The sequence below is a fragment of the Mycolicibacterium xanthum genome (assembly GCF_019710635.1).
GTDB lineage: Bacteria > Actinomycetota > Actinomycetes > Mycobacteriales > Mycobacteriaceae > Mycobacterium > Mycobacterium xanthum.
In genome coordinates this window covers 149,276-175,968 of the sequence record NZ_JAIFZS010000015.1, presented here as the reverse complement: position 1 = coordinate 175,968, position 26,693 = coordinate 149,276, and the positions used below count along the sequence as shown (strand labels likewise).

Annotated in this window: 25 protein-coding genes, 4 tRNA genes and 1 pseudogene; 10 read left to right on the top strand and 20 right to left on the bottom strand. The window is 68.0% G+C overall.

What is annotated here, in order from left to right; all coding sequences use genetic code 11:
- The 11 genes and pseudogenes from JDV09_RS09595 to JDV09_RS09545 all read right to left on the bottom strand — a co-directional run.
- Positions 1 to 114: pseudogene (locus JDV09_RS09595) on the bottom strand (chorismate mutase); the annotation flags it as partial.
- A 65-nt stretch (positions 115 to 179) separates the two neighbouring features.
- Complete coding sequence (gene istB / locus JDV09_RS09590) at positions 180 to 1,031, bottom strand: IS21-like element helper ATPase IstB (protein ID WP_221368879.1); 852 nt, start codon at positions 1,029 to 1,031, stop codon at positions 180 to 182.
- Positions 1,028 to 2,389, bottom strand: a complete 1,362-nt coding sequence (locus tag JDV09_RS09585; protein WP_221368878.1) for a Mu transposase domain-containing protein — start codon at positions 2,387 to 2,389, stop codon at positions 1,028 to 1,030. The genes istB and JDV09_RS09585 overlap by 4 nt, the downstream gene beginning before the upstream one ends.
- 108 nt (positions 2,390 to 2,497) lie before the next feature.
- Entirely contained in the window at positions 2,498 to 2,686 is a 189-nt protein-coding gene (locus tag JDV09_RS09580; RefSeq protein WP_221368877.1) for a chorismate mutase family protein, read from the bottom strand.
- 356 nt (positions 2,687 to 3,042) lie between these two features.
- Positions 3,043 to 4,131 (bottom strand): succinylglutamate desuccinylase/aspartoacylase family protein, encoded by a 1,089-nt coding sequence (locus tag JDV09_RS09575; protein ID WP_221368876.1) that lies wholly within the window; start codon positions 4,129 to 4,131, stop codon positions 3,043 to 3,045.
- Between the two features lie 21 nt (positions 4,132 to 4,152).
- Positions 4,153 to 4,548, bottom strand: a complete 396-nt coding sequence (locus JDV09_RS09570) for a hypothetical protein (RefSeq protein ID WP_308124065.1) — start codon at positions 4,546 to 4,548, stop codon at positions 4,153 to 4,155.
- Positions 4,532 to 6,736, bottom strand: a complete 2,205-nt coding sequence (locus JDV09_RS09565; protein ID WP_221368875.1) for a cyanophycinase — start codon at positions 6,734 to 6,736, stop codon at positions 4,532 to 4,534. Before JDV09_RS09565 ends, JDV09_RS09570 begins: the two co-directional genes overlap by 17 nt.
- Entirely contained in the window at positions 6,733 to 9,477 is a 2,745-nt protein-coding gene (cphA, locus tag JDV09_RS09560; RefSeq protein ID WP_221368874.1) for a cyanophycin synthetase, read from the bottom strand. The genes JDV09_RS09565 and cphA overlap by 4 nt, the downstream gene beginning before the upstream one ends.
- Positions 9,478 to 9,652: 175 nt before the next feature.
- Positions 9,653 to 9,729, bottom strand: a tRNA-Phe gene (locus JDV09_RS09555).
- Positions 9,730 to 9,770: 41 nt separating this feature from the next.
- Positions 9,771 to 9,847, bottom strand: a tRNA-Asp gene (locus tag JDV09_RS09550).
- Between the two features lie 32 nt (positions 9,848 to 9,879).
- Positions 9,880 to 9,952: transfer RNA gene (locus tag JDV09_RS09545), tRNA-Glu, on the bottom strand.
- A gap of 116 nt (positions 9,953 to 10,068) precedes the next feature.
- Between JDV09_RS09545 and JDV09_RS09540 the strand changes: the two genes are divergently transcribed.
- From JDV09_RS09540 to JDV09_RS09530, 3 genes are all read left to right on the top strand, one after another.
- Positions 10,069 to 10,144, top strand: a tRNA-Lys gene (locus JDV09_RS09540).
- 60 nt (positions 10,145 to 10,204) lie between these two features.
- Positions 10,205 to 11,263, top strand: a complete 1,059-nt coding sequence (locus JDV09_RS09535) for a permease (RefSeq protein ID WP_221368873.1) — start codon at positions 10,205 to 10,207, stop codon at positions 11,261 to 11,263.
- A gap of 31 nt (positions 11,264 to 11,294) precedes the next feature.
- Positions 11,295 to 11,531 carry a thioredoxin family protein gene (locus JDV09_RS09530; RefSeq protein ID WP_221368872.1) on the top strand — a complete coding sequence of 79 codons (237 nt, stop codon included), beginning with the start codon at positions 11,295 to 11,297 and terminating at the stop codon, positions 11,529 to 11,531.
- A gap of 22 nt (positions 11,532 to 11,553) precedes the next feature.
- Here JDV09_RS09530 and JDV09_RS09525 read toward each other — a convergent pair whose 3' ends face one another.
- Together JDV09_RS09525 and JDV09_RS09520 are read right to left on the bottom strand one after the other, a co-directional pair.
- Positions 11,554 to 12,246 (bottom strand): VldE C-terminal domain-containing protein, encoded by a 693-nt coding sequence (locus JDV09_RS09525; RefSeq protein ID WP_221368871.1) that lies wholly within the window; start codon positions 12,244 to 12,246, stop codon positions 11,554 to 11,556.
- A 167-nt stretch (positions 12,247 to 12,413) separates the two neighbouring features.
- Positions 12,414 to 13,313, bottom strand: coding sequence for a serine/threonine-protein kinase (locus JDV09_RS09520; RefSeq protein WP_221368870.1), 900 nt, complete (start codon positions 13,311 to 13,313; stop codon positions 12,414 to 12,416).
- Positions 13,314 to 13,380: 67 nt separating this feature from the next.
- On the opposite strand from JDV09_RS09520, the gene JDV09_RS09515 reads away from it, so the two are divergent.
- A complete protein-coding gene (locus JDV09_RS09515; protein ID WP_221368869.1) occupies positions 13,381 to 13,737 on the top strand; it encodes a DUF2510 domain-containing protein in 357 nt (118 codons plus the stop codon).
- A gap of 3 nt (positions 13,738 to 13,740) precedes the next feature.
- On the opposite strand, the gene JDV09_RS09510 is transcribed toward JDV09_RS09515, so the two are convergent.
- Positions 13,741 to 14,760: an oxygenase MpaB family protein gene (locus JDV09_RS09510; RefSeq protein WP_221368868.1), complete on the bottom strand. Its 1,020-nt coding sequence runs from the start codon at positions 14,758 to 14,760 to the stop codon at positions 13,741 to 13,743.
- 93 nt (positions 14,761 to 14,853) lie between these two features.
- Between JDV09_RS09510 and JDV09_RS09505 the strand changes: the two genes are divergently transcribed.
- The 5 genes from JDV09_RS09505 (at position 14,854) to phoU (ending at position 20,694) form a co-directional block, all read left to right on the top strand.
- On the top strand, positions 14,854 to 15,444 hold the full coding sequence (locus JDV09_RS09505; protein WP_221368867.1) for a TetR/AcrR family transcriptional regulator: 591 nt from the start codon (positions 14,854 to 14,856) through the stop codon (positions 15,442 to 15,444).
- A gap of 110 nt (positions 15,445 to 15,554) precedes the next feature.
- Positions 15,555 to 16,565 carry an acyl-ACP desaturase gene (locus tag JDV09_RS09500; protein WP_221368866.1) on the top strand — a complete coding sequence of 337 codons (1,011 nt, stop codon included), beginning with the start codon at positions 15,555 to 15,557 and terminating at the stop codon, positions 16,563 to 16,565.
- Between the two features lie 38 nt (positions 16,566 to 16,603).
- On the top strand, positions 16,604 to 17,737 hold the full coding sequence (gene dusB / locus JDV09_RS09495; RefSeq protein WP_221368892.1) for a tRNA dihydrouridine synthase DusB: 1,134 nt from the start codon (positions 16,604 to 16,606) through the stop codon (positions 17,735 to 17,737).
- Positions 17,738 to 17,952: 215 nt separating this feature from the next.
- On the top strand, positions 17,953 to 19,911 hold the full coding sequence (locus JDV09_RS09490) for an LCP family protein (protein WP_221368865.1): 1,959 nt from the start codon (positions 17,953 to 17,955) through the stop codon (positions 19,909 to 19,911).
- 114 nt (positions 19,912 to 20,025) lie between these two features.
- Positions 20,026 to 20,694, top strand: a complete 669-nt coding sequence (gene phoU / locus JDV09_RS09485; protein WP_221368864.1) for a phosphate signaling complex protein PhoU — start codon at positions 20,026 to 20,028, stop codon at positions 20,692 to 20,694.
- A 78-nt stretch (positions 20,695 to 20,772) separates the two neighbouring features.
- Here the strand turns inward: phoU and pstB are convergent, their stop codons facing one another.
- The 4 genes from pstB to pstS are packed head-to-tail and all read right to left on the bottom strand — an operon-like array spanning position 20,773 to position 24,526.
- Positions 20,773 to 21,549, bottom strand: a complete 777-nt coding sequence (gene pstB / locus JDV09_RS09480) for a phosphate ABC transporter ATP-binding protein PstB (protein WP_221368863.1) — start codon at positions 21,547 to 21,549, stop codon at positions 20,773 to 20,775.
- Between the two features lie 26 nt (positions 21,550 to 21,575).
- The gene (gene pstA / locus JDV09_RS09475) at positions 21,576 to 22,478 is read right to left on the bottom strand and encodes a phosphate ABC transporter permease PstA (RefSeq protein WP_221368862.1); all 903 of its coding nucleotides are present in this window, start codon (positions 22,476 to 22,478) and stop codon (positions 21,576 to 21,578) included.
- Entirely contained in the window at positions 22,475 to 23,536 is a 1,062-nt protein-coding gene (gene pstC, locus JDV09_RS09470; RefSeq protein ID WP_221368861.1) for a phosphate ABC transporter permease subunit PstC, read from the bottom strand. The genes pstA and pstC overlap by 4 nt, the downstream gene beginning before the upstream one ends.
- Before the next feature lie 54 nt (positions 23,537 to 23,590).
- Positions 23,591 to 24,526, bottom strand: coding sequence for a phosphate ABC transporter substrate-binding protein PstS (gene pstS / locus JDV09_RS09465; RefSeq protein ID WP_255605076.1), 936 nt, complete (start codon positions 24,524 to 24,526; stop codon positions 23,591 to 23,593).
- Here pstS and JDV09_RS26685 point away from each other — a divergent pair.
- A complete protein-coding gene (locus JDV09_RS26685) occupies positions 24,525 to 24,752 on the top strand; it encodes a hypothetical protein (protein WP_255605075.1) in 228 nt (75 codons plus the stop codon). The two genes, pstS and JDV09_RS26685, sit on opposite strands and share 2 nt — an antisense overlap.
- A 172-nt stretch (positions 24,753 to 24,924) precedes the next feature.
- Here the strand turns inward: JDV09_RS26685 and mshD are convergent, their stop codons facing one another.
- Together mshD and JDV09_RS09455 are read right to left on the bottom strand one after the other, a co-directional pair.
- A complete protein-coding gene (gene mshD, locus JDV09_RS09460; protein WP_221368860.1) occupies positions 24,925 to 25,833 on the bottom strand; it encodes a mycothiol synthase in 909 nt (302 codons plus the stop codon).
- On the bottom strand, positions 25,834 to 26,640 hold the full coding sequence (locus JDV09_RS09455; RefSeq protein ID WP_221368859.1) for a winged helix-turn-helix transcriptional regulator: 807 nt from the start codon (positions 26,638 to 26,640) through the stop codon (positions 25,834 to 25,836).
- Positions 26,641 to 26,693: the final 53 nt, after the last annotated feature.

Genomic DNA, 26,693 nt, shown 5'->3' with positions numbered 1-26,693 from the left:
CGCGTCGATCTGGTCGCGGAACACGGACGCCACGTACGCCGGGTCCAGATTCAGGCCGGCGGCCACGACGGATACCGCGTCGAGCACCTGCTGTTCGCGGGCCGGGTCCTCCACGGGTGATCGCGCTCATCGAAATTCCGCAGGTGTGCTCGCCGAAATTCCTCACCTGTGAGCAGCGGTCAGTGTAGTTGTTGGCGGGTGCCGGTGGTGGTTCGGCGCAGGGTTTCGGCGGCGGCCTGGTGGTCGCGGAGGCGGTAGGACTCGCCGTCGAGGTTGATGACCACGGAGCGGTGCAGCAGGCGGTCGAGCATGGCAGCGGCGACGGTGGTGTCGCCGAGGATCTCGCCCCACGCGCCCACGCCGCGGTTGGTGGTGATGACGATCGATGTTTTCAAATACCGTTGGGAGACCACCTGAAACAGTGCTGAGGCTGCTTCGGCGGGAAGTGGTAGATAGCCGAGTTCATCGATCACGAGCAGGGTGGGGCCGGCGTAGAAGCGCATGGTGGTGGCCCAGCGTCCCTCGATGGCGGCGCGGTGGCAGCGGGCGGCCAGATCGGCGGCGGTGGTGTAGGTGCGGTAGCCGGCGTGGGCGGCGGCTCGTGCCAGTCCCACACCGAGGTGGGTTTTGCCGGTGCCGGGTGGGCCGATGAGCAGGATGTTGGTTGCTGACTCCAGGTAGCGGCAGGTGCCGAGTTCGTCGATGAGCTTGCGGTCGATCCCGGCGGCGGCGTCGATGTCGAAGTCGGTCAGGGTGGCGGGGGTGGGCAGGCAGGCGAACCGTAGCCGGCCGGCCAGTCGGCGCGCGGTGCTGGCCTCGACCTCGACGGCCAGCAGCCGCTCCAGGGCCATGGTCAGCGACAGCCCTTCGGCGCTGGCTTGGTCCAACACGGCGGGTAGGGCTTCGGCGGCGGCGGTGAGTTTGAGTTCGGCCAGGTGTGAGCGCAGCTGCTGGTACCGCGACGCGGCTGCCGAGGGCGACTCCTCGGTGGTGGTCGTGGTGGTCTTGCCGGTGCGGGGTGTGGGGGTCATTGGATGGTCCTGTTCTGGGCGGCCCGCTCGTAGGCGGACAGGTCGATGACGATGGAATCGGTTGACGGAGTGAGGGTTTGGGATTTCTGGTTACTGACGTCGTTGGCCTGACGCAGGTGTGCGGCAGCGGCTTTGGCGGCCGGGCCCGGTGGGATGCGTTCCTTGCGGCGGTGCGGGCGCCCGGTGGCCGCGGTGGCCATCGCGGCGGTGTCCAGGGCGATGACATGGCCACTGTCACGCACCATCACCTGCAGCCCGTCAGCGGCCATGCGGTGGCGGGCGATCACGATCCCACCGACGGTGGCGATGTCGAGGAACTGTCCGCCGACCGGATGGGACACCACCACTTGGGCGGCGGCCAGCTCCGGGGGCACCGAGTAGCGGTTGCCGCGGTAGGACACCAGCGCCTGCCGCGACGCCGTGCGGGTCTCGGCCACGATCACCGGATACGGCGCCGCCGGTGGCGGAGCCAGCGGTTCGGCCTTGGCCGCCACAGCGACCGAGGACCGGCCATCGGCGGTGGCCCGCAGCCGGGTGTCGCCCCGCAGGGCCGCGAAACGGTCCAGGCTCACCTGGGCCGCCTCGACGGTCAGGTCATCGGGCAGGGTGCGCCACCAGCGTTGCGCAGCGGTGTGGTTGACCTTCTCCACCACGCCCTTGCGGTTGCCGCGCCGGGCCGGGCAGATCGCCACCGCCACCCCGTAGTGCTTGGCCACCCCGGCAAACGACGCGGTCACCCGCCCGCTGCCGGGATCACACACCGTGGCCATCCGGTCGAACCGCCATTGGCGTGTGACGCCGCCCAGGCCGCGGGTCACCCGGTCCAGGCCGGCGACCAGGTGCGGCTGATCCTCGCTGGGCGCCAGGAAGCCGCGCCACTTGCCCGAATGCGCCAGCGAGCCGACCAGCAAATGTGCGGTCTTACCCCACCCCCACAACTGCGGCGGATCAGGTAATTCCAGCCAGTCCCACTGGGTCTCCTCACCCGCAGGGTGTGGGATCACCGAGTTCGGCCGCTCCGTGACCGTGCGGCACGCCTGACAGACGGGGCGTAGATCGCGGGCGCGGATGTTACGGGTCAGGCTCTGATACGACAGACCAAACCCCAGCTCCTCGAGCTCGTCGAACAAGGTGCGGGCCCACAGATGCGGGTCCTCGGCCAGCCGGGCGCTGACGTAGTCGACGAACGGCTCGAACCGATCCGGGCCCGGCCGCGCACGCACTCCCGGCGTGCGCTTGCCCGACAGATAATCCGAGATCGTCTTGCGGTCCCGGCCGGTGTGACGGGCAATCGCGGCGATCGTCCAACCACGTTTGTGTAGGGCATGTATTTCCAAGTCGTCCTCCCATGTGAGCATGAGAAAGCGGGCCTCCTTCGGTGAAGCAGCTGGCGTCAGACACCAGCAGCATCGAAGGAGGCCCGCCCTTCTCGGCGGAGCCACACGGGTGGGGAATTTCGATGAGCGTCAGTGGGGAATTTCAGTGAGCGCGGTCACGGGAGCACCGGAGTGGAATTTGGCGGCCACGACGGGTTCGGCGGCCTGAAGCCGCCGGGTGGCCGCGTCGACGAGGTCGACGAGGGTGTAGTGGGGCTGGCTGTGCGCGGACGGGGCGCAGATCAACGACAGGACCGCGACGGTCACCCAGGGCAGCACGCGAATCAATCGTGGATCCAACCCGCCGACACCTCCAGGACGAGCCTGCTCCCACAGGCCACATTGAGAAATGCGCCATCGATTGCGACCTGCACCGGGTGCTGACATCGGAAGAAGCAGCAACCGCCTCGACAGCGACATCACGGCAACCTCACATCTACTTTACGACAGCGCGTACGCTGGCGAATCATCTACGGCCGGTGGCCACTTCGGAATCGTCGGTGGAGTTCGACGAGATGCGTCAAGAACTTGTGTTGGGCGCGTTGGCCAGGCACCGGAAATTGGACTTCGAGTGAACCAAGCCGGGGTCTTTCCGCCGGATCGGGTTGCCGTGACGCATTTCCGCGCGACAAGCATCAATCCGAAAGCAAGTTGCCCGTTCTGCTCTCCAGCGGAATTTCGCCGGCGATCTTGCCGATCACCCGTCCCGGCCAGGCATAAGGCTGGCTGTGGCGAGCGAAGAGCCGCCCGTCGGTCTCGGCCCGCAATTCCGTCTCCTCGCCAAGCGGATCGATCACCGTGGCGACGAGATCGCCCTTGCGGACCACCTCGCCCAGCCGGCGGCGATAGGCGACGAGCCCCGGGACCGGCGAGCGCAGTTGCGCCATCGCAGTCAGCGCCGTGGCGCGGCAGGACAAACGCGGGCGCCCGCCCGACCCATCGACAAAGCCGCGTCCCTGCAACATCCGCAGCAGGCCTGTGGCTTGATCGGCGGCGCGTTCGGGATCGACATCGTCGTTGCTGCCCATTTCCAGCGTGGCGGCAAGGCAGGCCGGCGGAATGGGCAGACCGGGGTGGTTCGTGGCCAGCACCCACCATGGACTGGCGCAGGCCTCATCGAAGGGGTAGCCGCCGGACACCTCTGACAGCAGCACCGCTCGCGCATCGATCGCCGCGGCGATGTCCTCGGCGGCCGGCCACAGCGCCGGGCCGACATACATGTGCGGCTCGGCCTCGTTGTCGGCGTGCAGGTCGAGCACGAGGTCGGCGTCGTGGGCGAGCGTCAGCAATCTGTGGCGCAGATGTGCCAGTGCTTTATCCGGCTGCATCGCCGCAAGCCGCGCGGACATCGCGGCCCGGATCGTTTCGACGTTCGACGCCGCGTCGGGGCCCAGCGACAGGTTTCCGAGATCTGACAGATCGGCATAGTTCCGGTTGAAGTTCTCCCCGGTGCCGCTTTCGATCCGACCGGACACGAAGCTGGTTTCGGTCTGCGCCAGGCCGATCGGGTTTGCCTGCGGCACCAGCAGGATTTCACCGCGGACCCCGCCGCGAGCTTCCGCTTCGGCCAGATGCCCGGCCAGAATGCGCAGGACCAACATGCCGGGGAACTCGTCGGCATGCAGTCCGGCTTGCAAATAGGCTTTCCGGCCCGTCCCCGCCGCGCCGAAGCTGAGCACGGTCAGGCGATGTGGCGAGCCCGGCAGATCGTAGGTCTGGCGCATCGCGGTTTCACTCCACCTGTCTCACTGCGGCTGCGGAGCTTCCGGCTCGCCGGCCGGAAGCACGAACACCTCGGTCTCGTAGTAGGCGGCACAGGCGGCATGCAGGCGTTCCTTCAGCTTGCCTTCCGTCGCCAGCGCCCCTGCGATCAAACGATGACCTGGGGGCATGTCGCGCAGTTCGATCCCCTGCGCATCGAGAAAGGCCGTCACGCCGGCCTCACCCAGTTCCGGCAGCGCCATGGCGGCCTCGATGACGGCGAGCGCCGAGGTGTAGCGCGGTCCCGCGGCCGCAATGGCAGGGGCGTTTGCAGCCGCTTTCTCCGCATCGGAAAGCAGCGTGGTGAGGGTGGTCCCATCGAGATACATGACTGTCCGTTCTTTCAGTTTCATCTGTGCCGATTCATCCGTGCCGATCACGGATGCTTTCAATGTCGAGATAGCCGGTGCCATCCTCGTGTGAGCGATAGCGCAGGGCAATATGGGCTTCGTGTGTGCCACCGGGCGCGGTCACCGGGCCGGCATTGCCGACGCATTCCTCGATCAGTTCGTCCACCAACGTATCCAGCGCGGCGGCGGAAGCGGCAGCCGGCGCCAGCCGGGTGACGGTCCCGGTCGCCATGTCGATGACATCCCCCGGACCGGCAAAGCACAGCCTGGTGTCCCCCGCGATGAAGTCGTCCCCCTGCAGCTCGGTCTTGAGCGAATCGAGCTCGACCAGGACGGCGCCGCGCGCGCCGGTCGCGGTGAGTTGGCTGTTGTCGTGGTTGGCGATGACGCCGCTGTCTTCCAGGAGACCGAGGCCGAAGCGTACGCCTTCCTCGGCGCAGGCGACGGCAAGGCGGCCGAGACGGCGCGAGGACGACAGTTTCTGGTCGACGATGGCGGCGCCGAAAAATCCCAACCCTTCCTGGATCACCAATCCGTGCCGTCCCATATCCGAGGCGATGCCGAAGCGCAGCGCTTCGTAGGACGTGCCGCCGCCGATCATGAAACCGGACAGCGCCGAGGCCGCGCCGCTGACCCCGACGATCATCGCGCCGGCCGCCCGCGCCCGCGCAATGGCGGTCAGCAGCGGCGTGACATCGCCACGGTAGAGCAGGCATTCCACCAGCCTGATCTGGTTACCGCCGGTCAGGATGATGGTGCGCAGGGCGGCGATCTGCTCGACCAGCGCTTCCTCGCGCATTCGGCGATCGACGTTGTCGATGGTGACGGCCAGATCGGTGGCCTCGACGCCGTGGCTCTGCAAGGCGCCGATATATTCCCGCGCGGCCGCGCGGGGCTCGGCGGAAGCGGCGGCAAGCACACCCACCTGCCCCTCGCAATACGACGCCAGTTCAGCAAGCAGCGGGCTGCCGGGATCGAGCGGCGCCGAGCCCAGCATCATCACGCGGGCCTGCTGTCCCGGCTTCTCACCGTAGTCGCGGGACAGCGCCGCCCGCCGGTTCTCCGCCAGTTGCGCCGCATTGAGCCGGCGCGTCTGCATGCTGGCCCGAAAATCCACCGCCGTCATGCGGAAATCACGCCCGCCTCCGGGAATGTAGGCGGCCGCACGGCCGCCCCGGCGGGATATCTCGACGCTGGTGGCGCAGCCCGCCTTGGGCTCTATCGCGCGGGCGCGATCCGTCGGATAGGCCTCGGGGTCCCCCAGCACCAGCCGCGCCACGAGATCGTAGAGCGTATAGGCGGCGAAGACGTTGCGGAGCGAGCGGGCGGGGGCGTTGTAGGTGATGTCGCGCCGGGTCACCGGCCGCTTGCCCGGACCGGGGACGACCTCGCCCGCTTCCAGGTCATAGCTGTCACCGTTGTCGGCATAGCTGAAACCGATATTTTCGATCAGCCTGCGGCGGCTATCGACTTGCGCCTCCTCGAGATGGAACACGAAGGCGCCATATTCGCCGATCACCCGCGCAATCTTGCCGTCGACGAACAAAGCGGTGTTCTCGTCGATGCCGAAGCCGAGCTTCGCGCCGGACGCCTGCATGCCGACGACCAGTCGGCCGAACCGGCCGCGCTTGATGAAATGCTGGTCGACCATGCCCCATGGAAAGAAGCCGAGCCCCGGCTCCAGCAGCATTCCGGGGTGGTCCGGGTCATCGGCCACACCGTAGGTCGCCGCTTCCAGCGACGTGCCACCGGAAATCATCACATCGGACATGATGGCGGCCCCGGCGCTCGACCCGGCGACCAGAGCACCGTTGCGCTGCGCTTTGCGGATCGCCTTCAGCACCCGGCTTTCCCTGCCCTTCGGCGCCAGCGCCCCGGTGATCAGGGCCTGGTCGCCGCCGGTGAAATAGACGCTGCCATAGTCCTCGACGAGATCGGCGATCGCCTTGTTCTGCGCGGCCCCCACCGCCCCGGCGCCGTGAACCCCGGCCAGGACGGCATCGAAGCCATGGGCGCGAAACACGCCGACGGCTTCAGGGCCGACCTCCTCAGGCACCGACGACGCCGTCGCGAAGACGACGATCCTTCCGCCCGCCAGACGGCGCATCTCGTCATAGATGGCGGCATTGTCATCCTCCAGTCGGCCGCCGACGATCGCCAGTTTCGGGTGGAACTCCTCACGATGAGCGAATGAGAATATGCTGCGTCTCCCTGTCATTTCGCCGGAACGACCAGCACACCTCGATCATCCGACGTGAGAACGAAGCCATCGGGAACACCGAAGGTGGATGCTGCCAGACGCTTTGCGATGGGCTCCGGTCCGGGCGCGGTGAATTTCGGGGTGAAGTGGATGATCTGCTTCCAGCAGCGCGTTATCGCCTCGCAGAAGTACAGCACCAAATCGTCGGGTCGCGCCTGCTCGAGCGCCGCGGCGAGGGCCTCGTCTTCCTCCTCGATGATGCTGATCGCGTCGGGCGCGACGCCCTGGGCAATCAGGGCGTCCCGCAACAGCGTAGGCACTTCGTCTGGCCTGCGATCGCGCAGATCGTCGTCGCGGTGGCAGATATAGGTGTCGAAATGGCCGGCGACCTTAGCCGCAATCGCCGCCACGTCCTCGTCGCGCCGGTCGCCCGGGCAGGTCACGCCGACGATGCGGCGCCCGCGCGGCTTGAGCCTGTCGACCACGTCGACCATGGCCGCCACCGCCGCCTCGTTGTGCCCATAGTCGAGGATCACCCGGAAGCCGTGTTCATCGAAGACATTCATCCGGCCGGGGCTCTGGAAGAAGCTGTTGTCGAAGGTGCGCAATCCGCTGCTGATCTGGTCCAGTGTCTTGCCGAGCGCATAGGCCATGCCGGCGGCGAACATCGCGTTTTCGACGTTGTGCAGCGCCTTGCCCTCCAGTGTCGCCGGGATGAGCTGGGTCCACATCAGCGGCATCTGTGTGCCGTTGTCGTAGATCACGATCTGGTCGCCGTTCACCCCCTGCTCGAGAACGACCGCAAGCTTGCCGAGCCGGATATGTTCGCGCACCAGTTCATGCTCCGGGTTGCGCGTCACATACATGACCTGCCTGGCGGGCGAGAAGGCCGCCATTTTCAGCGTCTGCTCGTCATCGGCGTTCAGCACCACCGTGCCGCGCGTGACTTCCGCGACAACGCGTTTCACCCGGGCAAGGCCGTCCAGCGTGTCGACGCCACCGAGCCCCAGATGGTCGGACGCGACGTTCAGCACCGCTCCCACATCGCAGTAGTTGTAGCCCAGGCCGGAGCGGACGATGCCGCCGCGCGCCGTCTCCAGGACCGCGATGTCGACCGAGGGATCGCGCAGCACCATCTTGGCGGAGGCCGGCCCGGTCATGTCGCCCTTGACGGTCACGTTGCCGTCGATCACCACGGCGTCGGTCGAGGTCTGCCCCACGACATGACCCGCCATTTTCAGGATGTGCGCCAGCATGCGCGAGCAGGTGGTCTTGCCGTTGGTTCCGGTCAGGGCGGCGATCGGAACGCGCGCCTGGGTTCCCGGCGGGAAGAGCATGTCCATGATCGCCCCGCCCACGTCGCGAGGCGTGCCCTCGGAAGGCGCGATATGCATGCGCAGGCCGGGTCCCGCATTGATCTCGCAAATGCCGCCGCCGGTCTCGCGATAGCTCTTGGTGATATCGGTGGTCAGGAAATCCACGGCGCCGACATCGAGCCCGATCGCCCGGATCGCCCGCTCGGCCATCAGCTTGTTGTCGGGATGGATCGTGTCGGTGACATCCACCGCCGTGCCGCCCGTCGAAATGTTCGCGGTCTTGCGCAGATACACTTCCTCGCCCTCGGCGGGGACCGTCTCCGCGGTGTAGCCCTTTTCCTCGAGCAAGCCCTTCGCCTGATCGTCGAGTTCGAGCCGGGTCAGCACGTTTTCATGCCCGACGCCGCGGCGCGGGTCATGGTTGACGATGTCCACCAGCTCGGCAATGGTGTGGCGCCCGTCGCCCTTCACATGGCCCGGCACCCGGCGCGCCGCGGCGGCGAGCTGGCCATTGACCACCAGAAGCCGGTGGTCGTCACCGTGCAGCATGGTCTCCACCACCACGGCCGATCCTTCGGCATCGGCGGTCTCGAAGGCGGCGGCGATGCCGTCCTCGGATGTGATGTTGACGGTCACGCCCCGGCCATGATTGCCGTCGACCGGCTTGATGACCACGGGATAACCGATGCGTTCGGCGGCCCCCATCGCCTCGTCCACGCTGTAGACCAGCTTCTGCCTCGGCGCGGGCAGACCGAGATCCTCGAGGATGCCGTTGGCGAGATTCTTGTCCGAGGCGATTTCGACGGCGATATGCGAGGTCTTCGACGTCAGCGCCGCCTCGATCCGCTGCTGGTACTTGCCCTGGCCGACCTGGATCAGGCTGGCGTCGTTGAGCCGGTAGACCGGAATGTCGCGGGCCTGGGCCGCACGCACCAATTCCATGGCCGAGGGCCCCAGAGAACGCCTATCGGCATAGTCCAGGAAATCCTCGACGTTGTCGTGGAGGTCGGGGGCCTCTTGATCATCGGAGTCGGCGCGGGCGATGGCCGCGAGCATGTCGCAGGCGACCTCGCCTGCCTCGATACCGATGTCCTCATTGCCATAGCTGTAGAACACCTCGACGATATCTGGATCGCCCGTCGATCCAGACCACGCCAATGTGCCGTCAACGCCGGCGGCATGCTGAAGCGCCAACGCCAGCCTTGCCACCAGATCGCCGATGGACAGCCCCTCGCCGGCGCGCAATGCGGCAAGCCACTCGGACTGTTCCAGCGCAAGCCCCGGCAGCACCGGCGCCAATCTGTCGATCACGCCCGCCCCCAGGTCCTCGAGGGTTTCCGCATAGCTGGGCTTGACGTCCAGCTTGAGCCTGATCACCGCCTCCCGCGCATGAACGTTCGGACCGACATAAACCGAAAGGGAATCGATATTCACCGGGGGCATCCTCATCAAGCGTCGGGCACTACACACGAGAACGCGGTCGGACAGAGCCGCGCAACGCAATAGAGCGTATTCCAACGTGCGGGACAGTCATCGGCAGAACTTGAGCATCACGAGGAATCCGGCTCTTTGCAGATGCGGGTGTAGAGGTGTGCAGGTAGAACGTGCAGGTAGAACGTGGTGGCCAGGGCCGGGATCGAACCGGCGACCTTCCGCTTTTCAGGCGGACGCTCATACCAACTGAGCTACCTGGCCGGACGGCACCGGATCACTGATCGACAAGTGCCTCGCCGTGCTGGCGACCCTGACGGGACTCGAACCCGCGACCTCCGCCGTGACAGGGCGGCGCGCTAACCAACTGCGCCACAGGGCCTTGCTGTGCTGCTCGACGACGGTTGCCGTGCGTACCCCCTACGGGATTCGAACCCGCGCTACCGCCTTGAAAGGGCGGCGTCCTAGGCCGCTAGACGAAGGGGGCCGGCCGAATCTCTCCGGGGTACTCACAACAACGTGTCGTTGGGAGCTTCGATAGCTTAGGGTACCGAGACCCAAATCCTCAAACGAGCAGCCCACCGCTATCATTTCGTGGTCGAAGCCCCTATAGCTCAGTTGGTAGAGCTACGGACTTTTAATCCGCAGGTCCCAGGTTCGAGCCCTGGTGGGGGCACCACAATCGCCGTGCCGGGCGCCGGTGGTTCCCGCACGCCTCTCCCTCTTAGAGTTGGGTGCCATGAGCGACCTTCGCGGCAACGCGCCGGGCGCCGGAGGGTTGTCCGAACGCAACCGCACGGTGGGGATCCTCGCGCTCGCGGCCCTCGCCTGGATCGGCGCCTACGCCCTCAACGAGTACCTCTGGGATGCGATCGTCGGCTGGCTGGGACTGAACCTCGAGGTTCGCGCGGTCGGTGCGATCCACTTCTTCTGCTACGACACCGTCAAGATCCTGCTGCTGCTGACCGGTCTGATGTTCGTGGTCGGCATGCTTCGCGCCAGCCTCGATCTGGACAAGGCCCGCGACTATCTGCAGGGCCGGGGGTTGTTCGTCGGGTTGGTGCTCGCCGTCGTGCTCGGTGTCGTCACACCGTTTTGTTCGTGCAGTTCGATTCCGCTGTTCATCGGCTTCGTGGCCGCGGGCATCCCGCTGTCGATCACGCTGACGTTCCTGATCGCGTCACCGCTGGTCAGCGAGATCGCCGCGATCACGATCGGCGACCAGTTCGGCTGGGGCATCGCCACGGCGTACGTGGTCGCCGGGAGCGTGCTGTCGCTGGTGATCGGATGGATCTTCGCCCGCCTCGACCTGTCCCGATGGGTCGAGGACATGGTGTTCACCACCAAGGTCGCCCAACTCCGGGCCGAGGGTCACGTGCCCACCCTCGCCGAGCGGGCCGGCGCCGCCCTCGCCGAGACCAAGGACATCTTCCGCACCGTGTGGCTGTGGGTCGTCGCCGGGGTCGCCATCGGAGCGGGCATTCACGGTTGGGTGCCGGCCGACCTGTTCGCCAGCGTCGCGGGGCCGGGCAACCCGTTCGCGGTCGTGGTGGCGACACTGGCGGGAGTGCCCCTCTACGTCAACGGTGCCGGCGTGGTGCCGATCGCCGAAGCCCTATGGGCCAAGGGGATGTCGCTCGGGACCGTGATGGCCTTCACCATGAGCACGATCGCCCTGTCGATCCCGCAGGCGGTGATGCTGCGCCGGGTGTTGAAGCCGCCACTGTTGGCGATCTTCTTCGGCACGGTGGCTGCGGGCATCATGCTGATCGGATTCCTGTTCAATATCGTCGGCTGATGATGCAGCCCACGCGAAGGGAGTCGACGTCATGATCGTCAAGATCCTCGGACCGGGTTGTCGCAATTGCCACACGCTGGAGGCCCGCACCCGCGAGGCGCTCAGCGATCTCGGCTTGGATGCCGAGATCACGTCGGTGACCGATTACGGCGAGATCGCGGGCTACGGCGTGATGCGCACGCCCGGCCTGGTCGTCGACGAGCAGGTGGTGGTGAGCGGCAAGGTTCCGACCGTCCGGGAGCTCACCAAGCTGCTCGGCGCACGCTGAGGATTTCGGGCCGAAGCACCGGTCAGCGGAAGTAGAGCTCGCCGCCGGACGGGTAACCGCCACCGGTGGTGGTGATGTGGACGTGGTCGTAGTGGCCGTAGCCACCGGACCGCGCGCCACCGGGGGTGTAGTAGGCGCCCCGCCAGATCGCATCCTGGATGCCGAATCGCTGCGCGTTGGCCATCACGTAGGCGACGATCTGGTTGCCCAGCGCGATCCCGGCCTCCGAACTCGGGTTGGGGATCATCACATCCAGCGCGAGCCCGTTCGGGTGCCAGCGCAGCGCGTCGGGCCGGACGCCGCCGATCTGGTGGATCTCGGGGAACTCCGCGCTGACACTGCGCGCCGTCAGGATCGTGCGGACCTGAAGGCCGCGTTCGGGGGCGACGCCCGCGGGCAGGGTGCGGCTGACCACCCGCCACCGCGAGGCGGACACCACCGGGTCCTCTGCCGGGGCGGCGCCGGCCTGGTCGACGATGCGCGCGGGCTGGGGCGCGGTCGGCGGCGAGGCGACGATCTCGACGCAGCAGGGCACGCCGGGTTCGAGTCCCTCCGCGGGCGCCGGCGAAGGCTCGGCGACCGGAGCGACCTCGGAGGGGTCGACGGCCGGAGCCGGGTCGCCCTTGGCGACGAGGAACACCGCGGCGGGGGCCAACACGGACGCCAGAAGCACCGACGGGTTCCGTCGCTGCTTGGTGTACGAATGTCGACCCACGACAAGCAAGATACGTGGAAATCGCGCAATGTACAGCACCTGACGAAAAAGGTGAATACGGCGCGCGGATCGTTACCCGACCGGGATCAGCCGGTTAGCGACGGTATACACCACGCTACCCATCTCCGGCGCGGTCGCCATCGGTGCAGGTCAGACCGGGCACCCTGCTATGCGACCACGACCAGCGCGGCGAGCACGGCGACGGCGAGTAACGCCGCCGCGGCGGCCAATACCCCGCCGGCGCGGCGCGGCCGTTTCGCGGGCGGATCCAGGCAGGCGCGCATCTGCGCGGCGCTGCCGAACCGCCACCGCGGGTCGGGGGACATCGCCCGCTCGACGGTCGCGCGCAGGGCCGGATCGATGTCGGGTCGCAGCGCGCTCAACGGTGTCAGCCGCGCCGCACCGATGGCGTCGGCGAGCGCGGCCAGGTTCTCCTGGGGATAGGCCCGGCGTGCCGTCAGCGCCTCGTAGGCGACCACCCCGAGCGCGTACAGATCGTCGCTGGCGGTCGCCGGCCGCCCGGCGATGCGGTCGGCCGGCAGGTAGGCCATCGTCCCGAAGACCCGGTTGGTCAGCGTGTGCGGGCTGTCGGCGCTCTTGGCGACCCCGAAGTCGGCGATCTTGACCCCGCCGAACGTCGTGAACAGGATGTTGGCCGGCTTGATGTCGCGGTGCAGCACGCCGGTGGCGTGCGCGGCACCCAGCGCCGCGAGCACGTCGCGGAGGATCGCGCGGACGTGTTCGGCGGGCATCGGGCCGCCGCGGGCCAGGACGTCGGCCATGCTGGCGCCGGGCAGCCGCTCCAGCACGATGTAGGGCCTACCCTCGTGCACGCCGGTGTCGTGCACCGCGACCACGTGCGGATGGTTGACCAGCGCCGCGGCCCTCGCCTCGGTCGCGAACCTGCGCCGGGTGTCCGGCTGCGCCTCCGCGGTGGGGTAGAGCAGCTTGACGGCCACCGGCCGGCCCAGCCGCCGGTCCCAGCCGTCGTGCACCTCCGCCATGCCGCCACGCCCGAGGATGCCGCGCAGCTCGTAGCGTCCGCCGAGGACCTGCCGGGCCTGCATACCCTCCAAGCTAGCCGCAATGCCGCCGGCCCAAACCTCACGGCCGTCGGCCGTATGCTTGACCACGATGCTCTACCAGCACGTTCAACGCCCGCTGTGGCGCCGCCATCCGGTCATGGCCGGCGCCGCCGCGGTGGTCGCGGTGTGGTGGCTGGCCTACGGCTGGTACGAGCCGCTCGCGGTGGCCGCGGTACTCACCGCCCTGTGGGCCCTGAGCCGGCGCCGCAGGGCCGCCACGGTGCGTGACGCGGGAATTCGGGCACGGGCCGACTACGAGCACCGGCTGAGCCTGGCCGGCGATCCGCGCGGCACGTACGGCCGTTACCCCCCGGTACAGGCCGGCTGGTATCCGGATCCGCGCAACGGATGCCTGTTGCGCTACTTCGACGGTGCGACGTGGACGTCGCACGCGGTGTGGCGGTAGCGCTCAGACCTTCGGGCTGTAGAAGTGCGGGTCATCCCGGTACTCGACCGGCGGCAGGTTGCGCGCGGGGGTCTCCACCAGCGGCGCATCCACCGGCAGCCGGCCACTGGCCCGGTCGCACGCCGACCGCTTGCGGGGGTGCATCAGCATCCGCTTGGGCAGCACCCTGGCCACCCGGTAGATCGTCGCCCCGAACAGCCGGTGCAGCCGCTCCTGGCGGGGCGACCACGGGTAGCCCAGCCGGTCGCGGACCGCCGGGTCGAACAGGCCGACGGTGGTGAAGTTGAAGAACCGCTGCATCGCGGCCAGGTTCAGCCGCCACAGCCAGTCGGGCATCCACCGCAGTGCCGGATGCTTCGGCATGGTGGACAGGTCGAGGACCGCGCGGGTGGCCCAGTTGTCCTCCAACACGTTGCGGCACATGTGATCCCAGTACTCTTCGAAATCTTCCCAGGACTTCGGGACCGGTCGCATGCTCATGCCGTACATCGAGTACCACTGCACGTGCTCGTCGAACAGTTGGTGCTGCTGCTCCAGGGTGAGGCCCCCGCCGAGCCATTCGGCGGCCAGGATCGTGGACTTGAAGAACGTCGCATGCGCCCAGTAGAAGACGTCGGGATTCAACGCGCTGTAGCGCCTGCCCTGGTCGTCGACGCCCTTGATGCCGATGTGGTAGTCGCGGACCTGGGCGCCGGTCGTGGGCGCCCGGTCCCCGTCGAACACCACGCCCCCGATCGGGTAGACGGAGCGGAACAATCTCGGCATCCGCTCGAGGAAGAAGATCGAGTGCTGCTGCACTGCGGCGCCCAACTGGGGGTGCATGTTCTGCATCGAGCCGGCCCACGGCCCCTGCAGCATGCCGGTCCACTGGCCGAAGTACTTCCACGTCAGCGAGTCCGGGCCCAACGGCTGCGGCAGGGCGTCGTAGCCGCCCCCGCTGACGGGGCAGCCCGCCGCGGGCCCGGCGGCGTCGGTGGCCGGCGCGCTGTTCACCGGGCATGCCGCGGACGTATCTTGAGTCACCGGCTGAACTTCCCTTCGATACGGTCGGGTTATCTCGACTACCCAGGATAATTTTGACTACACACGTTGTCACCTGGGGAGCTTAGGAGGAGTGTGCCGTCCGGTCAACGACGAGGCAGGTGGTCGGGCGTTCCGCTGCAGGACCGCCAGGCCCTTCGCCGCGACGAGCTGGTCGCCGCCGGCATCGGGCTGCTCGGCAGCCCGGGCGGCCCCAGCCTCACCGTCCGCGCCGTGTGCCGCGCGGCCGGGCTGACCGAGCGCTACTTCTACGAGAGCTTCAGCGACCGCGACGAATACGTCGCCGCGGTCTACGACGACGTGTGCGCCACCGCGATGTCGGCGCTGATGAACGCGTCCAGTCCGCGCGACGCGGTCGAACGGTTCGTCGCGCTGATGGTCGACGATCCCGACCGCGGCCGCGTGCTGCTGTTGGCACCCGAACGCGAACCGGTGCTGGCGCGTTCGGGGTTGCGCTGGATGCCGAACTTCATCGACCTGCTGCAGCGCAAGCTCACCCGCATCACCGACCCCACCACCCAGGCCATGGTTGCCACCGGGCTGATCGGGGCACTCACCGCGTTGTTCAGCGCGTACCTCGACGGCAGGTTGACGGCCACCCGGGAGCAGTTCATCGACCACTGTGTTGAGCTACTGCTCAGCCGCGCGGCGACCGGAAAGCCTTGACGACCTGCCTTGACGACCTGGGTGTGCATCACAGCGTGGCGGCTTGAATGTCACCGAGATACACAGATATATTGAGTGCAACCATCAGGTACAGATAACTGGGAGGTGTCGTGTCGAAAGACCTGACCGACCTGCAACTGCTGACCGAGCTCGAGCCCGCCGTCGAGCCCCTCGTCAACCGGCACATGCGGATGACCAAGGACTGGAACCCGCACGACTACATCCCGTGGTCCGACGGCAAGAACTACTACGCCCTCGGCGGCCAGGACTGGGACCCCGACCAGGCGCAGCTGTCCGAGGTCGCACGCGTGGCGATGATGGTCAACCTGCTCACCGAGGACAACCTGCCCGCCTACCACCGCGAGATCGCGATGAACTTCACGATGGACGGGCCGTGGGGCTTCTGGGTGAACCGGTGGACCGCCGAGGAGAACCGGCACGGCATCGCGCTGCGCGACTACCTGGTGGTCACCCGCAACGTCGACCCGGTCGAACTGGAGATGCTGCGCATCGAGCAGATGACCCGCGGCTTCAGCCCGGGCCAGAACCAGCAGGTCGAGGCCGACCTGTTCGCCGCGAGCCTGTTCGATTCGGTCATCTACGTGACGTTCCAGGAGCTGGCCACCCGGGTGTCGCACCGCAACACCGGCCGGGCCTGCGAGGAGCCCATCGCCGATCAGCTGCTGCAGCGCGTCTCGGCGGACGAGAACCTGCACATGATCTTCTACCGCGACGTCTCCGAGGCCGGCTTCGAGATCGCGCCCGACCAGGCGATGAAGTCGTTGCACAAGGTGCTGCGCAACTTCCGGATGCCCGGCTTCACCATTCCGGACTTCCGGCGCCGCGCGGTGTCCATCGCCTCGGGCGGCATCTACGACCCGCGCATCCACCTCGACGACATCGTCATGCCGGTGCTCAAGAAGTGGCGGATCTTCGAGCGGGAGGACTTCTCCGGCGAGTCCGCCGCGCTGCGCGACGACCTTGGCCTGCTGGTCGAGGAACTGCAGGAGACGGTCGACAAGTTCGAGGTGGCCAAGCAGCGCCGCCTCGAGCGGCAGGCCAAGGTCGCCGAGAAGAAGGCCGCCAGGAACCAGCTGGTCGGATCCTCAACGGGCAGTTGACCGTCACCACCGAGACAACGCAACCGGCCCGATCCGCCTTGCGGATCGGGCCGATCGCGTTGCGCAGCCCCGTCGTCCTGGCCCCGATGGCCGGGGTGACCAACGTCGCGTTCCGCACGCTGTGCCGCGAACTCGAGCAGAGCCGCGCCGGTACCGTCAGCGGCCTCTACGTGTGCGAGATGGTGACCGCACGCGCCCTGGTCGAGCGGCACCCGGTCACGATGCACATGACCACCTTCGCGCCCGAGGAGTCGCCGCGGTCGCTGCAGCTCTACAGCGTCGACCCGGCCAACACCTACGCCGCGGCGAAGATGATCGCCGACGAGGGCATGGCCGATCACATCGACATGAACTTCGGCTGCCCGGTACCCAAGGTCACCCGGCGCGGCGGCGGCGCGGCGCTGCCCTACAAGCGCCGGCTGTTCGGCCAGATCGTGGCGGCCGCGGTGAGAGCAACCGCCAACTCCGGTATTCCGGTCACCGTGAAGTTCCGGATCGGCATCGACGACGACCACCACACCCACCTGGACGCCGGGCGCATCGCGGCCGAGGAGGGGGCGGCGGCGGTCGCCCTGCATGCGCGCACCGCCGCGCAGCGCTACTCCGGCACCGCCGACTGGGAGCAGATCGCCGCGCTGAAGGCGCACGTCACGAATGTTCCGGTGCTGGGTAACGGCGATATCTTCGACGCCCGAGACGCGCTGGCCATGATGGCCGCGACGGGCTGTGACGGCGTCGTGATCGGCCGGGGCTGCCTGGGACGGCCGTGGCTGTTCGCCGAGCTGTCCGCCGCCTTCAGCGGGGCGACGCCGGCCACCCCGCCGACCCTCGGCGAGGTCGCGACGATCATCCGTCGACACGGCGCTCTCCTTGCTGCCCATTTCGGGGAGGACAAAGGAATGCGGGACATCCGCAAGCACGTGGCGTGGTACCTGCACGGGTTCCCCGCGGGCGCCGACCTGCGCCGGTCGCTGGCGCTGGTCAAGACGATCTCGCAGCTCGACGACCTGCTCGGCGAGCTCGACGGCGAGGTGCCGTTCCCGGAGGCCGCCAACGGCCCGCGGGGCCGGCAGGGATCGCCCGCATCGGTCACCCTGCCCGAGGGCTGGCTCGACGACCCGGACGACTGCACGGTGCCCGTGGGCGCCGACGTGATGCACTCCGGCGGCTGATCCCGACGAGATCGAGACGTATCTGACACCCGGGTTGGCCTAGCCGTCTCTCAGGATGTCTCAGTACGATAAGTGGTCACACTGTCCCGCTCGGGTGGCGGGGCTGTGACCAGTGCTTTAAGACAGATAGCAGGCAATCGGCACTCTGCGTGCCGGTGCGCAACGACGCGCGACCCTGCCGTAGGAGTCCGTGGGAGCTGGAAGGCCGGTAGAAAATGAGTGACGGTGATCACGTTACTCCCGGCCGTCCCCACTCCGCCGACGGCAGTGCCGACGGTGACTGGCATACCAGGCCGGAGTCCCCGGCACCCGGCGACACGCCGGTAGACGCCGGACCCACCGCCCCGGTCACCGTCGCCGACCTGATCGCCAAGATCGCCGCCGAGGCCCCTTCGGCGCCGCCGACCCGGCATCGTGCCCGATCCGATGTCCAGCCGGATCCCGGACCCGATGCCCGACCGGATGCCGGACCCGAACCGGACGCCGAGCCCTACCCGGTCTCCGACGACCTGGACACCACGGTGCTGCCGATCGCCGCGGCGCTGCTGTCCGAGTTGCCCGACCTCACCGCGCCGCCGGCGGTCCCGCAGCCCCGGCCCGCCGCGCCCCGCCCCCGGCCCCGGCACCGCCGGGCGGCGCTGGCCGGCCGCGCGGCGGCCGCCCTGCTCGCGGTGCTGGCCCTGGCGCTGACCGGAGGCGCCTGGCAGTGGCAGGCCAGCAAGAACAGCATGCTCAACCGGGTGGCGGCGCTGGACCCGGACTCGAGGGACATCGTCGATCCGAACGCACAGTTCGGTGACGAGAACTTTCTGATCGTCGGTGTCGACAGCCGTTTCGGCGAGAACCTCGACATGGGTGCCGGCGACACCGAGGCGGTGGCCGGTTCGCGCTCGGACACGGTGATGCTGGTCAACGTGCCCGCCAACCGCGACCGTGTCGTCGCGGTGTCGTTCCCGCGCGACCTCGAGATCGCGCCGATGAAGTGTGAGCCGTGGGACCCGCAGAGCACGGAGTACGGGCCGATCTACGACGAGGAGACCGGCACCTACGGTCCGGACGAGGTGTACACCGAATACAAGCTGAACTCGGCGTTCGCCGTCGGCGGCCCGAAATGCCTGGTGAAGGTGATCCAGAAGCTGTCCGGCCTGCACGTCAACCGGTTCATGGCCGTCGACTTCGCCGGCTTCTCCAAGATGGTCGACGCCCTCGGTGGGATCGAGGTGTGCAGCACCGAACCGATCGAGGACAGCATGCTGGGCACCGTGCTGGCCCGACCCGGCCGCCAGATCGTCGACGGCCACACCGCGCTGAACTATGTGCGGGCGCGGTACGTCACCACCGAGACCAACGGCGACTACGGCCGGATCAAGCGCCAGCAGCTGTTCCTGTCGTCGCTGATGCGCTCGCTGATCTCCAAGGACACGTTCTTCTCGCTGTCCAAACTGAACAACGTGGTCAACATGTTCATCGAGGACAGCTACGTCGACAACATGGACACCAAGGATCTCGTCGAACTCGGCCAGTCCATCCAGGGGGTGGCCGCGGGCCGGATCACGTTCGTGACGGTCCCGACGGTGGGCTACGCCGACGAGTGGGGCAACGAGGTACCCCGCACCGACGACATGAAGGCGCTGTTCAACGCGATCATCGACGACGATCCGCTGCCCGAGGAGCGCAACGCCGACGACACCCCGGTCGCGGGCACCCCCGAGGCCCTGGCCAACGCCACCACGGGCACCGGCCAGGACGGCGACGAGGTCGTCGACACCATCGTCGGAGATCCGGGCGACATCACGGTCCAGGTCTCGAACTCGACCAGTGAAGCCGGCCTGGCCACCGATGCGGCCGACGCGCTGCAGGCGCACGGGTTCAACATCACCACCCCCGACGACTACCCGGGCCCGCTGTCGCAGACCACGGTGTTCTACTCGCCGGGTAACGAGGAGGCGGCCGCGACCGTCGCATCGGCGTTTGCTGATCCCGCAGTCGAGCGTGTCACCGGCATGGGCGACGTGGTCCAGGTGGTGCTCGGCAATGACTTCGACGCGGTGTCCGCACCGTCCCCCAGTGGGTCCTCGGTGCAGATCCACGTCATCCGTGGCACCAAGACCACGCCGACGACGCTGCCTGAGGATCTGACCGTCACCAACGCCGCCGACACCACCTGCGAATAGCCGCGGTTCCGCCCGATTCCGCCCCTGGGCGCACCCGCCGGGCAGACGGCATTCACCTGTCGTTCACCGGCCTGCTCGTGCCGTTTCGCGGGGTTTGCCCGTAGGCTTGTGGACATGCGTACCGCTTACCACGAGCAGTTGGACGCCCTGACCCAACATCTCGCCCAGATGTGCGGGCTCGCCGGGGTCGCGATGGAGCGCGCCACCCAGGCGCTGCTGCAGGCCGACCTCGCGCTTGCCGAGCAGGTCATCACCGACCACGACCAGATCTCGCTGCTGAGCGCCCGGGCCGAGGAGGACGCCTTCGTGCTGCTGGCGCTGCAGGCGCCGGTGGCCGGCGATCTGCGCGCGGTCGTCACGTCGATCCAGATCGTCGCCGACGTCGACCGGATGGGCGCACTGGCGCTGCACGTGGCCAAGATCGCCCGCCGCCGCCACCCCCAGCACGCGCTGCCCGAGGAGGTCAACGGCTACTTCGCCGAGATGGGCCGCGTCGCCGTCGAACTGGGCAACAGCGCCCAAGAGGTCCTGCTCACCCGCGATCCGGAGAAGGCCGCCCGGATCCGCGAAGAGGACGACGCGATGGACGACCTGCACCGCCACCTGTTCACCGTGCTGATGGACCGCGAGTGGAAGCACGGCGTCGCCGCGGCGGTCGACATCACGCTGCTCGGCCGGTTCTACGAGCGTTTCGCCGACCACGCCGTCGAGGTGGCCCGCCGGGTGATCTTCCAGGTCACCGGCCGCGACCCCAACGAGGAAGAGCTGCCGACGCCCCGCTGAGGCTGTTTCCCTGGCGCAACAAGAATCCCCCGGGGATGTCCCCGGGAGATTTCTGGTTTGACGCCTCCCCGCGCCGGGTCAGCCGAACCGGCCCGAGATGTAGTCCTCGGTGGCCTTCTGGCTGGGGTTGGAGAAGATCTTCTCGGTGTCGTCGATCTCGATGAGCTTGCCCGGTTTGCCGGTGGCCTCGAGGTTGAAGAACGCCGTCTGATCGCTGACCCGCGCCGCCTGCTGCATGTTGTGCGTGACGATCACGATCGTGTAGTCCTGCTTCAGCTCGGAGATCAGGTCCTCGATCGCCAACGTGGAGATCGGGTCGAGCGCCGAGCACGGCTCGTCCATCAGCAGGACGTCGGGCTGGACCGCGATCGCGCGGGCGATGCACAGCCGCTGCTGCTGGCCGCCGGACAGCCCGCCACCGGGCTTGTCGAGCCGGTCCTTGACCTCGTTCCACAGGTTGGCGCCCTTCAGGGACCGCTCGGCGGTCTCGTCGAGGACCTTCTTGCTGCGCACCCCCTGCAGTTTCAGCCCGGCCACCACGTTGTCCTTGATGGACATCGTCGGGAACGGGTTAGGGCGCTGGAACACCATGCCGATGGTCTTGCGCACGCTCACCGGGTCCACCCCGGCCCCGTAGATGTCCTCGCCGTCGAGCAGCACCGAGCCGTCCACACGCGCACCGGGGATCACCTCGTGCATCCGGTTGAGCGTGCGCAACACCGTCGACTTGCCGCAGCCCGAGGGGCCGATGTAGGCGGTCACACTGTGCGGCAGCACCGACATCGCCACGTCAGCCACTGCGTGGAAGGACCCGTAGTAGATGTTGAGGTCCTTGAGATCGAGCCGCTTGGCCACTGTGTCTCCTAGAGTGCTTGTGAAGTCTAGACCCGGTTGCGGGTCAGGAATCGATTGACGAGTGCCGCTGCCAGGTACAGCACGGCGACCATGATGATCAGGGTGAGCGCCGCTCCCCAGACCCGGTCGACTCCGGCGGCCTCGGGATTCTTCAGCTCGGTGTAGATCAACAACGGCAGCGAGGCCATGTTGCCCTGGAAGACGTCCATGTTGATCGCGGTGCTGTAGCCCACCAGGATCAGCACGGGGGCGGTTTCGCCCATCACCCGGGCCAGCGCCAGCAGGATGCCGCTGATCATTCCGGGCAGGGCCGTCGGAATGACGATCCGGACGATGGTCTTCCACTTCGGCACCCCGAGCGCGTAAGACGCCTCACGGAGTTCGTCGGGTACCAGTTTCAGCATCTCCTCGGTGCTGCGCACCACCAACGGCAGCATCAGCAGCACCAGGGCCAGCGAGACCGCGAAAGCGCTCTGCTGAAAACCCATCGTCGCGATCCAGGCGGCGAAGACGAACAGGGCCGCGACGATCGAGGGCACCCCGGCGAGGATGTCCACCATGAACGTGGTGGTCCTGGCCAGCGCGCCCCGGCCGTACTCGACCAGGTAGACACCGACCATGATGCCCAGCGGGACCGAGATCGCCGCCGCGATCAGCGACTGGATGATGGTGCCGTAGATCGCGTGGTACACCCCGCCGGCAAACTGCTCGGGCAAAATACCGTAGAGCGAGTTGGTCCACCAGGTCGGGTGGATGACCGCCCGAAGGCCCTTGCCGAGCACCGTGACCAGCACCCAGGCCAGCGGGACGAGCGCGACCAGGAACGCCCCGGTGAACAGGATCGTCGCGAGCTTGTCCTTGATCTTGCGGCTGGTGCTGATCGGGTGGAACGTCGGCCCCTTGACCGCGGCGTCCAACGTGTCGGTCATCCTCCACTCACCCTTCCTCCGGCGGCCGCGCGGGCGAACGCGTTCACCACGAACGTCAGCAGGAACAGCACGAAGCCGGCGGCGATATAGGCGCCGGTGGGCAGCGGTGCGCTGAATTCCGCTGCCGCCGAGGCGATCTTCGAGGCGAACGTGTAGCCGCCGTCGAACACGGACCAGTGCCCGGCTGTTGCGGCCGCGCGCAGGATGATCAACACCGCGACCGTCTCACCGAGCGCGCGGCCCAGCCCGAGCATCGAGCCGGCGATCATCCCGCTGCGGCCGTACGGGAAGACCGTCATCCGGATCACTTCCCACTTGGTGGCGCCCAACGCCTGGGCCGCTTCGACGTGGCCGCGCGGCGTGAGGGCGAACACCTCGCGGGTCACCGACGTGATGATCGGCAGGATCATCACCGCCAGCACGATGCCCGCGGTGAAGATGGTGCCGCCGCCGGCGATCGACACGTTGCCGTCGGCAAACAGGAAGAACCATCCCAGGCTGCTGTTGAGGAACCGCGCGATCGGATCGAGCCACGGGGCCAGGATGAAGATCCCCCACAGGCCGAACACGATCGACGGAACCGCGGCGAGCAGGTCGACCAGCATGCCGAACGGCTTGGCGAAGCGCCGCGGCGCGTAGTTGGTCAGGAACGCCGCGATACCGACCGCGATGGGTACCGCGATGGCCAACGCGAACACCGAACTGAGCACGGTGACCTGGAAGAGTTCGGCGATACCGAACCGGAGGTTGCTCGCGTCGCTGGTGCTGAACTCCGAACTCGTGATGAAGTTGGCGTTGTTGGCCCGCAGCGACGGCCAGGCACGCACCAGCAGGAACAGGCCCATCAGGGCGATCGCCGCGATGATGGTGCCGCCCGCGGCGACGGCCAGCGACCTGAAAATCCTGTCGCCCCACCGGTCCAACCGGCCCTCACCGGTCTTCAGAGCCGTTCGTCGTTTCGGTGGTTGTGCCGACACCTGTGCAGTATCCCCGTCCCGCGGCAGGCCCGCAGGCTTTGCCCGCGAACCCGCCGCCGGCGGATCCGGTCTCAGTGACATGACCTTCCGTATCTTCGGTTTGCCTCGCGAAATGCCCTAGCCCTCAAGGCCTCGCTAGGAGATCGCGTCGATGGCGGTGGTGAGCCGCTCCTTGAAACGCTCGGGGATCGGGGCGTACCCGTTGTCCTCGAGACCGTCCTGCCCCTCGTTGATGGCAACCGTCAGGAACTTGCTCAGCGCCGGGGCCACGTCGGCCTCCGGGTACGTCGAGCAGACGATCTCGTAGGTCGCCAGCACGATCGGATACGAACCGCCCTCGGTGGGCAGGTAGAACGACGAGGTGTCGAGCACCAGGTCGTTGCCCTCGCCCTTCACCTTGACGCCGTCGATCGACTTGCCGACGGTCTCCGCGGTCAGCTCCACCGGCTCGGGTCCGGCCGAGGTGATGATCCGCGCGATCGACAGACCCTGGCTCTTTGCGTAGGACCACTCGTTGTAGGTGATCGCGCCGGGGGTGTTCTTCACCGCCGCCGAGGTGCCCTCGTTGCCCTGCGCGCCCTCACCGACACCGCCGACGAAGGTCTTGCCGGCGCCCTTGCCCCAGGCCCCGTCGGACGCGGCGTCGAGGTACTTCTGGAAGTTGTCCGTGGTGCCGGACTCGTCGCTGCGGAACAGCACCGTGATGTCCTGGTCCGGCAGTTCCTTGCCCTCGTTGAGGGCGGCGATCTCCGGCGCGTTCCACTTGGTCACCGCACCGCTGAAGATCTTGGCCAGGGTGGGGCCGTCGAGCGCCAGGTCGGTGATGCCGTCCAGGTTGTAGGTCACCGCGATGGGACCGAACACCACCGGCAGGTTCCAGGCGTCGTTCCCGCCGCAACGCTCCTTGGCCTTGTCGTACTCGCCCTTCTCCGCGCTCAGCGGCGAATCGGAGCCGCCGAAGTCGGTGATGCCGCCGGTGAACTCGGAGACACCCGCACCGGAGCCGCTGGAGGTGTAGTTGACGGTGAACCCGGGGCACGCGTTCTGGTAGGCGGTGATGAACCGGGTCATGGCGTTCTTCTGCGCCGACGAGCCGCTGCCCTTCAGCGCCTCCTTGCCGGAGCAGTCTCCCGATGCCGCACTGTCGCCACCCGTAGCGGTCGTCGTCCCGGCGTTGTTGTCGCTGCCGCACGCAGTGAGCGTCAGCCCGGCAATCGCGGTCGCCGACACAGTCGTCATCAATGCCTTGCCGATCGTGTTGCGCTTCACCTGTCTCGCTTTCCTCATGTCTGTATGAGGCCGCACCGGGCGATGTCGCCCCGAAGGCCGGTTCCGTACCAACGGGAAGTTAGGCGTTGGGGGTGGCCAGTAGCCCCATGCCAGGTGAACGCAGGGTGAACAACCAGATGAACCGGGGGTGACCAGAGGCTGTGAGCGGGTATGGCGTCACGACCCGACCTCCGCCGGCGTCAACGCGTGCGGTCGACCTGCGCATAGGCCGCGTCGACGGAATGCACGGCAAAGGACAGCTTCTCGTAGGTCCGCACCGCCGCGCCGTTGTCCGCTTCGACGTACAGCATCACCTCGGCGTCCGGGCCGGCGGCCGACAGCCGATCGGCCAGATGGTGCAGCCCGATCAGCGTGAGCGCGGACCCCAGTCCGCGGCGGTGCGCGGCCGGATCGACGCCGACCACGTACACCTCCCCCAGCGTTGCGGAATGCCGCTTGGTCCAGTGGAAACCGAGCAGCGCGCCGGTCTGCTCGTCACGCGCCAGGAACAGCCCCGCCGGGTCGAACCACGGCTCGGACCGGCGTTCGGCGATGTCGGCGTCGGTCCACCCGCCCTGCTCCGGGTGCCACGAGAACGCCGCGTTGTTCACCCGCAGCAGTTCGGGGTCGTCGGCTGCCCCGGAATAGGTGGTGAAGTTCACCCCGGGCAGCGCCGGGGCGGCGGGCAGGCCGGCCAGCGGGCGCCGCATCTGCAGCAGTTCGCGCACCACCACCAGACCGAGCGCGTTCGCGGTGGCTCGCGCAGGCTCGAGGTTCCCGTGCGCCCAGATCCGGGTGTCCGGTCCGGCCGCGTGCAGCGCGACACGGATCAGCGCCGAGCCGGTTCCGCGGCGCCGGGCCTGCGGGTGCACGGCCAGCTCCGCCATCGCCGGGGTGTCCCCACCCGCGGGAGCGAGGTCGAGGTATCCGCAGACGTCGTCGTCCTCGGTGGCGAGCAGGTGCCCGGTGCGGTCGTGGGCGAGCTCGCGCAGCACCTGATCACCCACCGGGGCGACACCGTCGGCGTCGGCCGCCGCAGCGATCAGCTCGCGCACCGACCGCTGTTCGGCGCCCGTCAGCCCGGCACGCCAGCCGATCGACGACGTCACTTACTGGGCAGCGCTTCGGGCGGACGAACCGTCCAGGGCCTCGCCGACCCCGTCGGGGCTCAGCGCCCCGATCCCGTCCTGGTAGGGGTCGTCATCGATGTCGTCGTCGAGATCGGCGCCGCCGGCCGGGGGGCGGCCCCGCGCCGGCCGGACCGCCTTGTATCCGACGTTGCGGACCGTCCCGATGAGCGACTCGTACTCGGTGCCGAGCTTGGCCCGCAGCCGTCGCACGTGGACGTCCACCGTGCGGGTACCGCCGAAGAAGTCGTAGCCCCACACCTCCTGGAGGAGCTGAGCCCGGGTGAACACCCGGCCGGCATGCTGGGCCAGATACTTCAGCAGTTCGAATTCCTTGTAGGTCAGGTCGAGCGGACGGCCCCGCAGCCGGGCCGTGTAGGTGCCCTCGTCGATGACGAGCTCGCCGAGGCTGATCTTTCCGACGTTCTCCTGGCTGGCCATGCCGCCGCGGCGGCCCACGAGCAGGCGGAGCCGGGCGTCGATCTCGGCCGGGCCGGTGCCGGGCAACAGGATCTCGTCGAGGCCCCACTCGACGTTGACGGCGACCAGGCCGCCCTCGTTGACCACGGCCACCACCGGGACCGATGTTCCGGTGGTTCCGAGCAGCCGGCACAGGCCGCGCGCCGCGGCCAGATCGGTGCGCGCATCGACGATCGCCACATCCGCCGTTCCGGCCTCCAGCAGCGACGACACTTCGGTCGGCGCGGTGCGCACGTTGTGAGCCAGTAGCGACAACGAAGGCAGGACCGATTCCGGATGCGGATCAACCGTCAGTAGGAGTAAGTCCATACTGGCCCTCCGACTGCCGTGGAGTTCTCACCATGACGTCGATGTCGCTCGGT

Bases quoted from the DNA above. Each gene is read 5' to 3' on its own strand.
- istB (WP_221368879.1), bottom strand. From the start codon at position 1,031: ATGACCCCCACACCCCGCACCGGCAAGACCACCACGACCACCACCGAG.
- JDV09_RS09585 (WP_221368878.1), bottom strand. From the start codon at position 2,389: ATGCTCACATGGGAGGACGACTTGGAAATACATGCCCTACACAAACGT.
- JDV09_RS09575 (WP_221368876.1), bottom strand. From the start codon at position 4,131: ATGCGCCAGACCTACGATCTGCCGGGCTCGCCACATCGCCTGACCGTG.
- JDV09_RS09565 (WP_221368875.1), bottom strand. From the start codon at position 6,736: ATGACAGGGAGACGCAGCATATTCTCATTCGCTCATCGTGAGGAGTTC.
- cphA (WP_221368874.1), bottom strand. From the start codon at position 9,477: ATGCCCCCGGTGAATATCGATTCCCTTTCGGTTTATGTCGGTCCGAAC.
- JDV09_RS09535 (WP_221368873.1), top strand. From the start codon at position 10,205: ATGAGCGACCTTCGCGGCAACGCGCCGGGCGCCGGAGGGTTGTCCGAA.
- JDV09_RS09530 (WP_221368872.1), top strand. From the start codon at position 11,295: ATGATCGTCAAGATCCTCGGACCGGGTTGTCGCAATTGCCACACGCTG.
- JDV09_RS09520 (WP_221368870.1), bottom strand. From the start codon at position 13,313: ATGCAGGCCCGGCAGGTCCTCGGCGGACGCTACGAGCTGCGCGGCATC.
- JDV09_RS09515 (WP_221368869.1), top strand. From the start codon at position 13,381: ATGCTCTACCAGCACGTTCAACGCCCGCTGTGGCGCCGCCATCCGGTC.
- JDV09_RS09490 (WP_221368865.1), top strand. From the start codon at position 17,953: ATGAGTGACGGTGATCACGTTACTCCCGGCCGTCCCCACTCCGCCGAC.
- phoU (WP_221368864.1), top strand. From the start codon at position 20,026: ATGCGTACCGCTTACCACGAGCAGTTGGACGCCCTGACCCAACATCTC.
- pstA (WP_221368862.1), bottom strand. From the start codon at position 22,478: ATGACCGACACGTTGGACGCCGCGGTCAAGGGGCCGACGTTCCACCCG.
- pstC (WP_221368861.1), bottom strand. From the start codon at position 23,536: ATGTCACTGAGACCGGATCCGCCGGCGGCGGGTTCGCGGGCAAAGCCT.
- JDV09_RS26685 (WP_255605075.1), top strand. From the start codon at position 24,525: ATGGCGTTCTTCTGCGCCGACGAGCCGCTGCCCTTCAGCGCCTCCTTG.
- pstS (WP_255605076.1), bottom strand. From the start codon at position 24,526: ATGACCCGGTTCATCACCGCCTACCAGAACGCGTGCCCCGGGTTCACC.
- JDV09_RS09455 (WP_221368859.1), bottom strand. From the start codon at position 26,640: ATGGACTTACTCCTACTGACGGTTGATCCGCATCCGGAATCGGTCCTG.